This is a genomic window from Caballeronia sp. LjRoot34, from assembly GCF_964253815.1.
Taxonomy (GTDB): Bacteria; Pseudomonadota; Gammaproteobacteria; order Burkholderiales; family Burkholderiaceae; genus Caballeronia.
The window spans coordinates 1,883,146-1,896,600 of record NZ_CAXUSB020000002.1 but is presented as its reverse complement, the minus strand read 5'-3'; the positions used below and the strand labels follow the sequence as shown (position 1 = coordinate 1,896,600).

Sequence of the window (13,455 nt, the reverse complement as noted above, 5' to 3'; positions counted from 1 at the left end):
AATTACAAGTTGTTGTTAATTATTTAGTAATCCTTTAAATCTATTCGTATTTCATAGCTAAAAGAAAAACCTCCCGGAGACCGATAATGAAAACTTCCATCAAGGCGGCGTTGCTGTCGTCGGCTGCCATCACATGCTCGCTGGTCAGCATGGGCACCGCCTACGCGCAAAGCAATGTGACGCTGTACGGTTTGATTGACGAAAGCCTCAACTACGTGAGCAACGAAGGCGGCCACAGTGCTTTCACGCAAACCTCCGGCAACGTGCAGGGCAGCCGCTGGGGCATCAAGGGTACGGAAGACCTGGGCGGCGGCTACCAGGCCATCTTTACGTTGGAAAATGGCTTCGCGCTGAACAACGGGGCATTCGGTCAGGGCGGCCTGGAGTTCGGACGCCAGGCTTTCGTCGGACTCACGACGCCCGCCGGCACGATCACGTTGGGACGGCAATACGACTTCCTGATCTACCTGTACTCGATGACCAACCTGTTCAACGTCGGTACGTACGGTTTCCATTTGGGAGACTACGATCGCCTCGGAGGGGAACGGCTCAATAACGTCATTGCCTACCAGACCCCGACGTTCGACGGGTTGAAGGTGGGCGTGCTCTACGCGCCGGGCGGCCAGCCCGGCCATCTGGCGGCAGGCAGCGCGCAAAGTTACGGCATCTCGTACAGCAGCGACAATCTGAATCTCGCCGCCGCGTACACGAGCGTGAACAATACGACCATCACGCCGGCCGCGACGATCGGCGTTCCCGACCTGTTCGGCACGCCGCAAAGCGGAACGGTTGCGCTCAACCGGATTTCGACTTTCGCGGCAGGAGGCAGCTACAAGTTCGGTCCCGCGTTGCTGCATGGCGTGTATTCGCTCACCGACATGAAGGGCGGTAATTCAACCGCCGTGCTGAGCACCTGGGAGGGAGGCGTTACCTATTGGCTGACGCCGGCGGTATCGGTGCTCGGCGGCTACGCCTACTCGAAGCTGAATGAAACCCGCTGGGGGCAATACATGGTCTCGGCTGACTATTTCCTCTCGAAGCGAACTGACCTCTATGCCCTGCTCAACTATGAGCACGTGCATGGCGGCGACGTCCAGGCTACGCTGTTCACGGCAACGCCTTCGAGCGGCGGCAACCAGACCATCGTCAGCCTGGGCATCCGGCATCGGTTCTGACGCGTCTCTGCCAGGGTTTTGCCGCCGAACTGTTTTTCGCAGGGCGAAAAACAGTATAGTTGAGCCCTGTCGATGACCGCCTACCTTCTTTCATGACTCAAACGCCGTCTGAACGCATTGATGAGACTCATCGGGATTTCGTGGCCGCGCTTGCGCGCGGCCTCTCGGTGATCCAGGCCTTTACCGAAGATCAGCCGGAAATGACGTTGAGCGAGGTCGCCCAAGCCGCGCAGATGAACGTCGCCACCGCCCGGCGCGCGCTGCTCACCTTGCACTCGCTCGGGTACGTGGGAATGCAGGGCAAGCGTTTCCTGCTGTTGCCGAAAGTGTTGTCGCTTGGGGTGGCGTATCTGCGCTCGATGAACTTCAAGGATCTGGTCAACCCATACCTGCAGGAAGTCGCGGACGAGTATCGCGATTCCGTGTCCTTCGCGGTCCTCGATGGCGACGACGTGGTCTATCTTGGCCATGTACCCAGCAAGCGCAGCATTACGCGACGGGCGTCCGTGGGATATCGGCTACCTGCCTTCTGCACGTCGCTCGGGCGGATCCTGCTCGCCAATCAGCCGCTCGAAGAACAGCAGCGCCTCTTGACCCGCGCGCCTTTTCCGCAATATACGGCCAGGACCCTGGTCCAGCGCGACGACCTCGCCCGCGAATTCGCGAAGGCGCTGACCAACGGTTTTGCCACTCAGCAGGACGAGATCGAAATGGGCGTCGTATCGATCGCGGTGCCGGTCTGCGATCCTCAGGGTAACGTGATCGCTGCGATTAATTGCTCCTCGGAGACGGACCGCACCACGACCGATGACTTGATTGCCACGCGCCTACCGGTCTTGAGGGAGGCTCGCGCGCATATCGAATGGGCCATTCGCCGGGCGCCTGCTCTTGTCCATTCGATCCGCTCGTCCTAACGCGCGACGTAGCTCCATTGACAACCAAGTCGTATAGCCGGCCAACTCAGCTGGCGCCGAGTGCCATGGGTGTTGAATCTTTATCGTGGGCGTTCATTCCATTGGATCCGGGCCTATCTCTGGCTTGCCGCCTTTCGTACAAAGGTGGTCGAGAAGGTGCATGGCCGCTATCGGCAAAGGCGCCGTTGGTTTGAACAAGAGCTTGAGCTGCCGCCCGGCCCACGGTTCGTCGAGCCTCACCTTCGCGTAGTCGGAATGATCCCGGTCGGCAAGTGCGATTTCCGGGATGATCGCAATGCCCAGTCCGGCAATGACCATATTGCGAATCGCCTCGAAGTTGGTGACCTGGATGGCAAGACGCATAGGACGCCCAAGCGCCTTGGCCGCTTGGATAGCAAGGGCCAGAATGGAGGCGCCGTCTTGCATGCCGACGTGCTCGTAATCGAGGGTCTCTGCGAATTTCACGCTTTTACGTCGACCTAAGGGGTGGTCCGCGGGTGTGATCAGGACTAGTCGATCAGTGCGGAACGGCCGTTCCGACAGGCTTCCATCGATGTAGGATGCCGCGCCTATGCCTATATCCGCATCACCGCTGAGTAGATCCCGCGATACCTGCTCACTGAGACGCTCGACAAGCCCGATCTGAACATTGGGGAAGCGATTGACAAACGACTTCAGTTCCTTCGGCAAATAATGCGCCATCGCCGTCAGGTTGACGGACAGCCGCACCAGCCCTCGCACCCCGTCTCCATACTGACCCATCTCACATTCGATCTGCTGCAAATGGTCCATCACGATCTTCGCTCGCCGGTATAGCGCGTTGCCTGCGGGCGTCGGCTCGACGCCGCGGCTACGGCGATGCAGCAACGGCGTTCCGGCGTCCCGCTCGAGGTCCGAGATGCGGCGGCTGACAGCGGACACTACGATATTCCCCCGTTCGGAAGCGGCGGAAATGCTTCCTCCTTCAATGACAAAAATAAAGAGGCGCAAAGTTTCAATATCGAAACGCATGGTCTGACAGATCCTTCACATAAAACTCGGGCCGAAGAGCTTTGCCGGCCCGTGATGGCAGTTGTCGCGAACGGTCAATTCAATCCGATCCCCGGCTTGCTATTCTCATCGTCAAGCATCTCCCACGCTTTCGATGACGGATAACCATGGCTTACCCCCAAACCCTGCTTGAAAAGATTTGGCAGCGGCACGTCGTTTCACAACTGGATGACGATTATTTTTTGCTGTATGTCGACCGGCACCTGTTGAACGAAGTGACGAGTCCTCAGGCATTCGACGGCTTACGTGCCGCCTCGCGCCAACCGTGGCGCGCTTTATCGGTATTGGCGACCGCAGACCATAATATTCCCACAACAAATCGCCTTGCGGGGATGCACAACGAATCGGCCAAGCGACAATTCGTTGCGCTACAGCAGAATTGCATCGAATACGCCTTACGTTTTTTTGAGCTGACGGACCGCAGGCAAGGAATCCTGCACGTCGTCGCGCCGGAGTTGGGCGAGACCCTGCCTGGCATGACGATCGCGTGTGGCGATTCCCACACCACGACGCACGGTGCATTCGGTGCGCTGGCGCTGGGTATCGGCACATCGGATGTGGAGCAGATTCTCGCAACGCAATGTCTGGTTCTGCGCCGGCCCAAGACACTGAACGTGCAAATCCGGGGCGAACTACCGCGCGGTACTTACGCGAAAGACGTCGCACTGGCGTTTATCGGCCGGTATAAAACCGATTTTGCCACGGGGTTTGCATTGGAATTTTCAGGTGAGACGGTATCCGGATTCAGCATGGAAAGCCGCATGACATTGTGCAACATGGCAGTGGAAGCGGGCGCTCGCTGTGCCCTGATCGGTGTCGACAAGAAGGTGATCGATTATCTCGACGGACGCCCGTCCAGCCCGGTTGGTACGGAGTGGGATGACGCAACGCAGCTATGGTCGACATTGCACAGCGATCCCTCGGCCGAATTCGACAAGACGGCGGTGTTCGACGTGAGCGACCTGCGGCCCCAGGTGACGTGGGGAACGACGCCCGCCATGGTCACGAGTATCAATGGATGCGTGCCCGACCCGGCTGCCGAGTCAACGCACGAGCAGCGAGCCGCAGCAACGCGCGCACTGGACTACATGGGACTGGATGCAGGAACGCGGATTCGGGAAATCAGGCTCGATAAGATTTTCATCGGCTCGTGCACCAATGCGCGCATCGAGGATCTGCGCATTGCCGCCGATGTCGTGAAGGGCCGGAAGGTCGCATCCACGATCCGGCAGGCATTGGTCGTACCCGGTTCTGGGAACGTCAAGTACCAGGCGGAAGCAGAAGGTCTGGACCGGATTTTTGTCGAGGCAGGATTTGAGTGGCGCGAACCGGGCTGCTCCATGTGCCTTGGGATGAATAACGACAGTCTTGGTGAGGGCGAACGCTGCGCTTCAACCTCGAATCGAAATTTCGAAGGAAGACAAGGGCGTGGTGGCCGCAGCCATCTGGTGAGCCCAGCTATGGCGGCTGGAGCAGCTATCGCCGGACATTTCATCGACCCAGCGGAGCTCTGAATGAAACCATTCGTCATACTGAATAGCTACGCGGTGCCTATCGACCGGGCCGACGTCGATACCGACGCGATCTTGCCGAAGCAGTACATGGCGTTGACCAGTCGCGTCGGATTTGGCGATTACCTGTTCGACAACTGGCGATGTGCCGACGTGGGCGTGCCTGGTGACGACATAACGAAACGGACCAAGCGGCCGGACTTCCCACTTAATCAGCCCCGTTATCATGGTGCACAAATCATGTTGTGCCGCGCCAACTTCGGATGCGGATCGAGCCGCGAGCACGCTGTCTGGGCGTTGGCCGACTGGGGGATCAAAGCCATCATCGCACCCAGTTACGGTGATATTTTCTACGGCAACTGCTTCAAAAACGGCTTACTTCCAATAAGGCTGCCGGCAGAACTTGTCGAAGAGTTGTTCAGCGAGCTGGCCCGGGTAGACGAACCGACTCCCATGACAATCGACCTCCCGGAGCAGCGGGTGGTTTGCCAGGGTGGGAAGAGTTATTCGTTTGACCTCGACGCCTCCCGCAAGAATTCTCTGCTGTCGGGCCTTGATGAAATCGAGCAGATATTGGCTAGCTACAGCGAGCGAATAAAGGCGTTCGAAAAGGCCCACTTCGCTGCTGAACCTTGGTTGGCATGACGTGGGATCAAGAAAGTGGAGCTACACGTAAAGCACGATAACGCTGACGCGAGCGAGGTACGTGAAAACGCCTCTCGACATTATCATCGATGGAGGGATCGTCGATCATCGACGGCCGTAGCGGACGCTCGCTATCGTCGTTGGCGAATGGCCGGTCTGCAGCAGCAAGCCGGCATATCATCGTCGATGGACCAAATCCGCTTAGGCCGATGACCTGCCGAGCAAAGCCGTACCTATCTCTACGAGTTTGGACATCCCATGCTCGTCTTTCGCTCGAAGAGGGTCGGAGAGAGCACGGAAGTTATATGGTTAATTTTCCGGAAGCTAATTGAGTTCCTCTACAGCGCCGATGCGAAGATCGGCGGCCAACTTCATTGGTAATTCGGATCTCATCCGAAAGTTCTGGATCGTCGCCTGCGCGAGCGATGATCACCGCACCGAGCATTGCCGCAGTCACCAGAATTGCCTGGTCGCGCTTGCTGCCGTGTTTGCGGCCCTGTTTGCCCCAGCGAAAACCCATGACAAAACGGTCAAGCAAGCCGCGGAGATAGCGGGCAAGCATCGAACGATCTTGATCGTTATTGCTTATTGCGGCGCGCGATTTCGACCGCGAGAGCCGCCATCGGGTACAGGCACGCGCTGAACCCGGAATAGAGTGAGCGCCCATTATGCACAGAAGGAAAAGCATGACGGCACAAAGCCTCCGTTGTGCCCGGACCTTATGGGCCTGCGCGATTAGTTACGTTGAATCGCAGGCACAACGTGTACCGCCGGCTGTGACAGTGTGTTTCTCAGCCGTTCATGCCATTGCTGATTAAAACCTTCGCCGGCAAGCCTTTGAACATGAGCCCGCGCGTGTTTAAACTCGGTACGACTCTTGCGTTCTCTCGCTCCGGCGCATTGTTTCCTACACAGTGCTGCCGTGCAACAGGAGACCGGGCCGATGGCTTTCGAGGAGCAACTTCAGGATTGGCGCGAGAGTGCATTGCGGGTGGAGTTGAGCGTCACCGCCGCCGTCGCAGGCCAGCATGAAATTATCCGCCTGATTAACGTTGCGCTGTTTGCGCGCGGTCACGTGTTGCTGGAAGGCGGCGTCGGGGTCGGCAAAACGACCGTGCTGCGCGCATTTTCGCGGGCCATCGGCGGAGGCTTCGGGCGCGTGGAAGGCACCATCGACATGATGCCGGGCGACCTTATCTATCACACGTATGTAGACGCAGACGGAAGGCCTCGTATTGATCCCGGTCCCTTGCTGCGCCACGGTGAAAGCCTGACGACGTTCTTCTTCAACGAGATCAACCGGGCGCGGCCGCAGGTCCAGTCGCTCCTGCTTCGCGCGATGGCCGAGCGTTCCGTTTCCGCGTTCGACCGTGAATACCACTTTCCTCACATGACGGTGTTCGCGGATCGTAACAAGGTTGAACGCGAGGAGACGTTCGAGCTGGCATCGGCTGCGCGGGACCGGTTTCTCTTCGAGCTGAATATGCCGACGCCGTCAGATTCCGAAGTAAGACGCGCGCTGGTTTTTGATCCCGTTTTCCACGACGTCGACGCATTGCTCGAGCGGGTGACGCCTGGCGTGGTCCGATGGGCAGAGCTGAACGACATCGGCGCCAGCATTCAACGCAACGTGAGCGCCAGCGCAACGATCGAGCGCTACGTGCTCGACATCTGGCGCGCGACCGAGAACCCGCTGCAATTCGATATTGCCCTGGACGGCGTTGACATGGAGCGGCTCATCCTCGTGGGTGCGAGTCCGCGCGGCATGAGCGCACTCTTGCGGGCAGCGCGTGTGGTCGCGTGGCTGGCCGGGCGCTCGCATCTGATACCGGAGGATATTCATGCCGTGTTGTTGCCCGCGCTCGGGCATCGCGTGTTCTTCACGCCAATCTACGAACTGCGCCGACAGGAACTTGCGGAAGCGCTAATTGCGCAGATCATGGCGAGAGTCGCGGTGCCGTAACGTCATGAATGCGATGAGCCCAATGCCAGAATTTCACTACCGGTTGCCAATGCGCGCCGGCGGTTCGCGACCCGGATCGCATCCCGGTTCCAGTTTCGGCGCGGGTCAGGCATTCGCCATGCACGCGCGTCTTTTCGATCATCCAGATCCACGCCGTATTGATTTACGCGCGAGCTTGCGGGCTATTCCCGCCGAGTGGCTCGTTCGCGTTTATCTGCAACGCGTGGCCGTACCGGTGTACGTATTGATCGACGTATCAGCGTCGATGCACTTCGGGCGGCTCAAATCCAAGCTCGACGTTGCGGCGGATTTTATAGGCGCGCTGGGTTACAGCGCGTTCCGTGCGGGCGATCAGGTCGGCATGCTCGCGTTCGATGCCGCCGAGCGTGAAGATCTCTATTCACCGGCGCGCTATGGTCAGGGTGTCGGCGACGTGATGGCGGCCACAGTGCGCCGTGCCGCGCAATCGCCCGGCGTGGCGGGAGGTATCGATGGACTGGAAAAATCGGTCGCGAAACTTGCCGGGAGGCAGGGGATTGTCTTTATCGTCTCGGATTTTCATTGGCCGCTGAAACGGCTGCCGAAGATTCTGGATACATTGACCCATGCCTACGTCATCCCTATGGTTATATGGGACTCCGCGGAAGTCGAACCACCGGAGCATGGCGGGCTGCTAGCTGTTGACGACGCCGAAACGGGAGAGCGCCGAACAGTGTGGCTGCAGGGTAAAACGCGTCGGGATTGGCGCGACGCCGTCGTGCGGCGGCGTGCCGAAATCGAGCGGATTTTCGATAAACGCGGGATACGGCCGTTCTACGTTCAGGGCGCATTCGAGGCCGAAGCGTTGTCGCGATACTTCCTGGAAGCAGTCGCATGAGCCTATTCGCGCGTCCTCTGATTCTGGTTATAACAGCAGTAATCCTAAGCATGACGCATGCTGCCAGGGCGGCGCCTGCGCCGGCCACTTTTGAGCAACCGCGCGCGTTCGGCTACACGGTAGGCGATGTGCTTTCGCAACGCATCCTGCTCCCTTTGGGCAACGACGGTTCTAGCGCCGCCGCGACGCCATCGACGGGGCGCATCGGCATCTGGTTCGAGCGCCGCCATCCGCGCATTGAAACGGATGGGGAAGGGCGGCGATGGATGGTCATCGACTATCAGATCGTGAACGCGCCGCAAACGCTCACCACCATTTCACTCCCCGCCCTGACACTGGGTTCGCTACAGGTACCGGAATGGCCGCTAAGCGTGAGTCCGCTCACGCCAAATACGGCATTTGGCACGGGCGACCTTCTACCACTGCGTCCCGACCGGCCAGCGCCGTTACCCGCCATTGCGCCGCTGCGCAGGCAGGCCATGTGGGCGCTTTGCTTCCTTACATTGACGCTTGTCGCATGGTTCGGCTGGTGGAAATGGCGTAACACACGCGAAGCGGCGCGCTTGCCGTTTGCCCGGGCGTACATGGAAATGCAGCGCTTCGATTCATCCCAATCCGATAAAAACGCGCACGGGTGGCTGTGTCTGCATCGTGCATTAAACGAGACGGCAGGGCAGGTCGTGCATGCCGGTTCACTGCCGGGCCTGCTTGCAAGAGCGCCGCATTTGCAAGCGCTGCAACCGCAGCTCGAACTCTTCTACCAGCACTCGGGTGAGCGTTTCTTTGCGTCGCGTTCAGCCGATGAAAGCTTCCCCTTGCTCGACTTGAGCCGCGCGCTCTATCGCGCGGAGAGGCGTCAGCAGCAATGACTTCACCTATCGACTTCGCTCATCCCTACGTGCTTGTTCTCATGCCGCTCGCCTGCCTTGCGTTGCTGCGCCGACGCGGTGATACGCTGAGCTTTTCGTATATAGGATGGCTGCCGGTCGACCCGCTAGGGCGTGCGGTCGGGACATTATGGCGAGGCTGCGCGGTGCTGGCGATACTTTGCATAGTCATTGGTCTGGCAAGCCCGGGCCGTTCCAACATGCACGTCTTGCACACCGGCACCGGTGCAGAAATTCTCATCCTGATGGACCGAAGTTCCAGCATGGATGACGCGATGGGGCGGCAGCCGATCGATTCGCGGGGCATGTCGAAGAATGAAGTCGCTCGTCGGGCGATAACCCGTTTCGTCGATGACCGTCCGAACGACCGGTTCGCGTTCATGATGTTCGGCATCAGCGCTATACCGGTCATTCAGTTCACGGCGAATCATGAAATTATTCAAGCCGCGATAGCCGGCACGGGAATTGGCCGCGGCATGGCAGACACGCAGCTCGATCGCGGTTTGCGTGCAGCGATTGGACAATTTGACGGACGTCGTTACGACAGCCACCGGGCGATCGTACTTGTCTCGGACGGCGGCGCAAGACTCGACGCACAAGCGCGTCGCGATATAGCGGAAGGTCTCGCACGCAATCAGATCGACCTGTATTTCATCTACCTGCGCAGTGGCGTATACAGCCCTGATCTGCGGGCGATCGCCGCCGACGATACCTCCGCCGAGGCCGAGCTGCACCGGTTTTTTGTCACGTTGAAATCCCCGTATCACCTCTATCAGGCCAGCGATGCGGATGCGATGGCCGCCGCCATGACCGATATCAACCGGCAACAAAAATATCAGGTGTCGTTTGTCGAGCAGTTGCCGCGACAGGATCACAGTGCCTATTGGTTTGCGGCCGCGCTGCTCTTCTGCGCTTTCCTGCTCGCGTTGAATCTGGTTCAGGTCAGGAGTTGGACATGAGACGCTCCTGGACTCACATCGCGTTTGGACTTGTTGCGCTGGGTTGTGCGGCGGTGGCGGCGGATGACGGATTACGAATGAAACATGCTGAAGATGTGCGCCAGGCTGTCGCCGAAGCACGCATCATCACCAGTGTGCCGTCCCATCTGGCCGATCTACCCGAGGCTCGATTGGCCCGTGCGATGGCACTGTCGAAAGCGGGCGCATACGCTGACGCGCAGAAACTCTATGAGGCGCTGATACAAGACGACGCCGGCAGCGACCTGGCGCAGGCTGCGCTTTTCAACCTGGGCAATATGTATTTGCGTCAGGCGACCGGCGAGGGAAATCCCGGTCCTGTCAAATCGTTGCCCCTGCTGGAACAGGCGAAGCAACGATACCGCCAGTTGCTGCGCGTGACGCCCGGCGACTGGGATGCGCGCTACAACCTCGAACGCGCGTTATGGCGCGCTCCCGAAGAGACCGAGAGCGCCGACGAGCCGGATGTCAAGGAGCAGCACGACGTCAAGTTGCGCGGCGCTCAGGCTGAGGATCTGCCGTGAAAACCGGTCCACATGGGCGACGTTTTGCCCGAAATCTTTTCAGCCGGCAACAGTGGCCGGTCGTGCTCGCGCTGCTGTTGCTGGTCGCCGCGCTCGCAATGCCCCCCGTCATTTTGCCGCGCGATACCGCGCGTTACATCGTCACCTTCGATATCACGCAAAGTATGGACACCGAGGACGTGGGCTCGAACGATGCGCCATCCAGCCGGCTTGATTTCGCCCGTGCCGCCACACGTGAAACGTTGGGAAAATTGCCCTGCGGATCGAAGGTCGGATGGAGCGTGTTTACCGGACAACGTACTTTGCTGTTGTTGCCGCCCGTTGAAGTCTGCCGCAATTTCGACACGCTGCTGTCGTCGCTAAATGAAATCGATGGGCGCATGCGCTGGACAAACTGGAGCCGCGTGGCTGAGGGCGGCATCTACTCGGCGGTGCGAACGGCGCAGGAAGTCGGGCTGGATACCGCGGTGATCTTTGTGACCGATGGCCAGGAAGCGCCACCCGTGTTGCCATCAAATGACCGGGTGCGCGAAGTGGCCAGCGGCAAGGTTCATGGCTGGCTAATTGGCGTGGGCGGGGACCAGCCCGCCAACATTCCCAAGACCGATGCCAACGGCAACAGGGTGGGATTCTGGCATGCCGATGATGTGATTCAGGTCCCGACCATACCGGGCAAGCCGACTACCGTGGAAACCCACGAGGAGTTGTCGCAACTGCAGGGGGAGTACCTTGCGTCGGTTGCGTCACGGATTGGCTTTAAGTATCAGCGGCTGTTTGGCGCCGAGGCGTTGACCCGCGCCATGCTCGATCCGCAGTTGATGCACCGGGAGCCTGCGGCGACCAATCTTAACTGGTGTCCGGCGTTGCTTGCGTTACTGCTGCTAACCTGGCGATTTTTACCTGCGTGGGGTTTGCGAGGCTTGTGTTTAAGACGGCGCCAGACGGTGAGCAGTTCAGCTTCACATGCTGGCGCGAAGCGAGCGTTGACTGGCCAGGATCATGTGATCCGGATAACTATGTAAAGGGCTGCGGCATGGAGAATCGAATCATCGACTCGTGGATACCTATGGCCATGCTGCCGCTGCGAAGCGTTTTACATGGCGGACAGCGGCGCACATTGAGTGTTCTGCGCAGTGTCGCGCTATGTCTTGCGATAGTCGCTGCCGGATCGCAGGCAATGGCTGCGACACGGTCGATTGCTGTTATCGACTGCACGCTCATCGACGATAACGCCTCTTACAACGACGCCGAGACCAACCGCACGCAACAGGCCCGCGTTGTCTTGATCAGCGATGACCTGCGCGCCCAGTTGCGCGACCGTCAGCTTTTTCGTGTCGCAGATAACGCGCCCGCGAGCGCCATGATTGCGCAACTTACGGCGGCGCAGGACATGAACGCGTGCAACGGCTGCGAGCGGCAAGTCGGACGCAAACTCGGCGTTGAGCGTGTCGGGGTGTGCTGGGTGCAGAAAGTCAGCAACTTGATCATCAACATCAATCTTCGCGTGGAAGACGTGGCGTCGGGCAAGACCGTGTTCGAGCGCTCGGTCGATATTCGCGGCAACACGGATTTGTCATGGCGTCGCGGCGTCAAGGCGCTGGTCGACCGTCTCGCCGACGACCCTGATGCAACTCGCTAGACCCGGGGGCGCGCGGTCGAAAGACGCTTTCGGGAGAATCTCCCGCCCCGATACGTTGTCAAGTACCGCCATGATGGGCTAAGTTGGCCTTTGGGTCCGCGATGTCCGAAGACATCCGGTGCACCGACCAGAACAATAGACGGAGACGAACATGCATTTGAAAAAGGCGACGGCGTATCTGGCGCTCGCATCGGTGGTGACCACTGGCATCACGTTCGGCGCAAGTCCGGCGTGGGCGGCGCCGCCGACAGCTTATGTGACGAGCGAGACGGCGGGGGTCGGCGTGATCGACCTCGACCAGATGACACTCGCGAAGACATTCGCGTTCGGCGACGATGGCCCCCGTGGCTTGAGCCTGACTGCTGACGGCCGCCGGCTGCTGCTGGCGAACAAGAAACCAGGTGATTTGTCAGAAGTCGATACAGCCACGGGCAAGATTTTGCGGCGGGTGAAGATCGGCAAGAATCCGGAGTTTGTCCGGGTGCATGGCAACTATGCCTACGTGACCTACGAGCCGGGAGAGGACGGCGGGCCGCCTCCGGGCGTGTCGGGGGCACCGGGAGCGCCGGGTGCATCAGGAGGAGCGCCAGGAGCCGATAAAGGCGGTCCTCCGGGCGCAGGAAAGGGCGATGACAACGCGAATGAGCCGCCGGCGGAGATCGCGATTGTCGACCTGAAGACTCTGCGGGTGATCCGCTCGGTGAAGAGCGGGCACGAGACGGAGGGTGTGGAGTTTTCCGGCGATGGCCGGGAAATGCTGGTGACGAACGAGGGGGACGATACGGTCTCGGTGTATCACGTTGGCACGGGCGCGCCGCTGCGCACGCTCAAGCTGGACCATGGATCGCGCCCGCGCGGCATCAAGCGTTCTCCGGATGGCAAGCAATACGTGGTCACCCTTGAGAACACCAACAAGTTCGTTGTGCTCGATGCCCACAGCTTCAAGGTGCTCAAGACTGTCGATACCCAGCTTGGTCCCTACGGTGTCGCGTTCGACCCTGCCGGCAAGCGCCTGATGGTCGCGGCGGCGCGCGGCAAGGTGTTGCAGGTATTCGATGCCAAGACCTTCGATCACATAACCGATGTGCCGGTGGGCCTGCGTTGCTGGCACTTCAGCTTCACGCCTGACGGCTCGAAGCTGATGCTGGCATGCGGCCGGTCGAACGCGGTGTATGTCTTCGACGCCACCAGCTACCAGCCGGTCAAGCAGATCGAGGGACTGCCGCTCGCGTGGGGCATCGTGACGTATCCGCACAGCGCGGGGTCGATCGAGTAGCACGCCAGTCTCGTTCG

The 13,455-nt window shown here is 59.7% G+C and carries 14 protein-coding genes; 12 read left to right on the top strand and 2 right to left on the bottom strand.

The window, feature by feature from the left end:
• The first annotated feature begins 86 nt into the window (after positions 1 to 86).
• Together ACSQ36_RS28100 and ACSQ36_RS28095 are read left to right on the top strand one after the other, a co-directional pair.
• Positions 87 to 1,175, top strand: a complete 1,089-nt coding sequence (locus ACSQ36_RS28100) for a porin (RefSeq protein ID WP_436184494.1) — start codon at positions 87 to 89, stop codon at positions 1,173 to 1,175.
• 92 nt (positions 1,176 to 1,267) lie between these two features.
• Positions 1,268 to 2,089 (top strand): IclR family transcriptional regulator domain-containing protein, encoded by an 822-nt coding sequence (locus tag ACSQ36_RS28095; RefSeq protein WP_213765723.1) that lies wholly within the window; start codon positions 1,268 to 1,270, stop codon positions 2,087 to 2,089.
• Between the two features lie 93 nt (positions 2,090 to 2,182).
• Here ACSQ36_RS28095 and ACSQ36_RS28090 read toward each other — a convergent pair whose 3' ends face one another.
• Positions 2,183 to 3,100, bottom strand: coding sequence for a LysR family transcriptional regulator (locus tag ACSQ36_RS28090; protein WP_436184493.1), 918 nt, complete (start codon positions 3,098 to 3,100; stop codon positions 2,183 to 2,185).
• A gap of 146 nt (positions 3,101 to 3,246) precedes the next feature.
• Here ACSQ36_RS28090 and leuC point away from each other — a divergent pair, with 146 nt between their 5' ends.
• Positions 3,247 to 4,653 (top strand): 3-isopropylmalate dehydratase large subunit, encoded by a 1,407-nt coding sequence (leuC, locus tag ACSQ36_RS28085; RefSeq protein WP_436184492.1) that lies wholly within the window; start codon positions 3,247 to 3,249, stop codon positions 4,651 to 4,653.
• Positions 4,654 to 5,295, top strand: a complete 642-nt coding sequence (gene leuD / locus ACSQ36_RS28080) for a 3-isopropylmalate dehydratase small subunit (RefSeq protein ID WP_436184491.1) — start codon at positions 4,654 to 4,656, stop codon at positions 5,293 to 5,295.
• 301 nt (positions 5,296 to 5,596) lie between these two features.
• On the opposite strand, the gene ACSQ36_RS28075 is transcribed toward leuD, so the two are convergent.
• Entirely contained in the window at positions 5,597 to 5,857 is a 261-nt protein-coding gene (locus ACSQ36_RS28075; RefSeq protein ID WP_436184490.1) for a hypothetical protein, read from the bottom strand.
• A 381-nt stretch (positions 5,858 to 6,238) separates the two neighbouring features.
• Between ACSQ36_RS28075 and ACSQ36_RS28070 the strand changes: the two genes are divergently transcribed.
• The 8 genes from ACSQ36_RS28070 (at position 6,239) to ACSQ36_RS28035 (ending at position 13,438) form a co-directional block, all read left to right on the top strand.
• Complete coding sequence (locus ACSQ36_RS28070) at positions 6,239 to 7,258, top strand: AAA family ATPase (RefSeq protein ID WP_213765730.1); 1,020 nt, start codon at positions 6,239 to 6,241, stop codon at positions 7,256 to 7,258.
• Between the two features lie 13 nt (positions 7,259 to 7,271).
• Entirely contained in the window at positions 7,272 to 8,135 is an 864-nt protein-coding gene (locus tag ACSQ36_RS28065; RefSeq protein WP_436184489.1) for a DUF58 domain-containing protein, read from the top strand.
• Between the two features lie 50 nt (positions 8,136 to 8,185).
• Entirely contained in the window at positions 8,186 to 9,004 is an 819-nt protein-coding gene (locus ACSQ36_RS28060) for a calcium incorporation protein MxaA (RefSeq protein WP_436184488.1), read from the top strand.
• On the top strand, positions 9,001 to 9,981 hold the full coding sequence (locus ACSQ36_RS28055; RefSeq protein ID WP_436184487.1) for a vWA domain-containing protein: 981 nt from the start codon (positions 9,001 to 9,003) through the stop codon (positions 9,979 to 9,981). Before ACSQ36_RS28060 ends, ACSQ36_RS28055 begins: the two co-directional genes overlap by 4 nt.
• A complete protein-coding gene (locus ACSQ36_RS28050) occupies positions 9,978 to 10,523 on the top strand; it encodes a tetratricopeptide repeat protein (RefSeq protein WP_436184486.1) in 546 nt (181 codons plus the stop codon). Before ACSQ36_RS28055 ends, ACSQ36_RS28050 begins: the two co-directional genes overlap by 4 nt.
• A gap of 98 nt (positions 10,524 to 10,621) precedes the next feature.
• Positions 10,622 to 11,545: a vWA domain-containing protein gene (locus tag ACSQ36_RS28045; protein WP_436184965.1), complete on the top strand. Its 924-nt coding sequence runs from the start codon at positions 10,622 to 10,624 to the stop codon at positions 11,543 to 11,545.
• An 11-nt stretch (positions 11,546 to 11,556) separates the two neighbouring features.
• Entirely contained in the window at positions 11,557 to 12,162 is a 606-nt protein-coding gene (locus tag ACSQ36_RS28040; RefSeq protein ID WP_436184485.1) for a DUF3280 domain-containing protein, read from the top strand.
• Positions 12,163 to 12,313: 151 nt separating this feature from the next.
• Positions 12,314 to 13,438: a cytochrome D1 domain-containing protein gene (locus tag ACSQ36_RS28035; protein WP_436184484.1), complete on the top strand. Its 1,125-nt coding sequence runs from the start codon at positions 12,314 to 12,316 to the stop codon at positions 13,436 to 13,438.
• The last annotated feature ends 17 nt before the right edge of the window (positions 13,439 to 13,455 follow it).

Excerpts from the sequence above, each read along its gene's own strand:
- ACSQ36_RS28035 (WP_436184484.1), top strand. The coding sequence starts at position 12,314 with ATGCATTTGAAAAAGGCGACGGCGTATCTGGCGCTCGCATCGGTGGTG.
- ACSQ36_RS28055 (WP_436184487.1), top strand. The coding sequence starts at position 9,001 with ATGACTTCACCTATCGACTTCGCTCATCCCTACGTGCTTGTTCTCATG.
- ACSQ36_RS28095 (WP_213765723.1), top strand. The coding sequence starts at position 1,268 with ATGACTCAAACGCCGTCTGAACGCATTGATGAGACTCATCGGGATTTC.
- ACSQ36_RS28045 (WP_436184965.1), top strand. The coding sequence starts at position 10,622 with ATGCCCCCCGTCATTTTGCCGCGCGATACCGCGCGTTACATCGTCACC.
- ACSQ36_RS28050 (WP_436184486.1), top strand. The coding sequence starts at position 9,978 with ATGAGACGCTCCTGGACTCACATCGCGTTTGGACTTGTTGCGCTGGGT.
- ACSQ36_RS28070 (WP_213765730.1), top strand. The coding sequence starts at position 6,239 with ATGGCTTTCGAGGAGCAACTTCAGGATTGGCGCGAGAGTGCATTGCGG.
- ACSQ36_RS28060 (WP_436184488.1), top strand. The coding sequence starts at position 8,186 with ATGACGCATGCTGCCAGGGCGGCGCCTGCGCCGGCCACTTTTGAGCAA.
- ACSQ36_RS28075 (WP_436184490.1), bottom strand. The coding sequence starts at position 5,857 with ATGCTTGCCCGCTATCTCCGCGGCTTGCTTGACCGTTTTGTCATGGGT.
- ACSQ36_RS28090 (WP_436184493.1), bottom strand. The coding sequence starts at position 3,100 with ATGCGTTTCGATATTGAAACTTTGCGCCTCTTTATTTTTGTCATTGAA.
- leuC (WP_436184492.1), top strand. The coding sequence starts at position 3,247 with ATGGCTTACCCCCAAACCCTGCTTGAAAAGATTTGGCAGCGGCACGTC.
- ACSQ36_RS28065 (WP_436184489.1), top strand. The coding sequence starts at position 7,272 with ATGAGCCCAATGCCAGAATTTCACTACCGGTTGCCAATGCGCGCCGGC.
- leuD (WP_436184491.1), top strand. The coding sequence starts at position 4,654 with ATGAAACCATTCGTCATACTGAATAGCTACGCGGTGCCTATCGACCGG.
- ACSQ36_RS28040 (WP_436184485.1), top strand. The coding sequence starts at position 11,557 with ATGGAGAATCGAATCATCGACTCGTGGATACCTATGGCCATGCTGCCG.
- ACSQ36_RS28100 (WP_436184494.1), top strand. The coding sequence starts at position 87 with ATGAAAACTTCCATCAAGGCGGCGTTGCTGTCGTCGGCTGCCATCACA.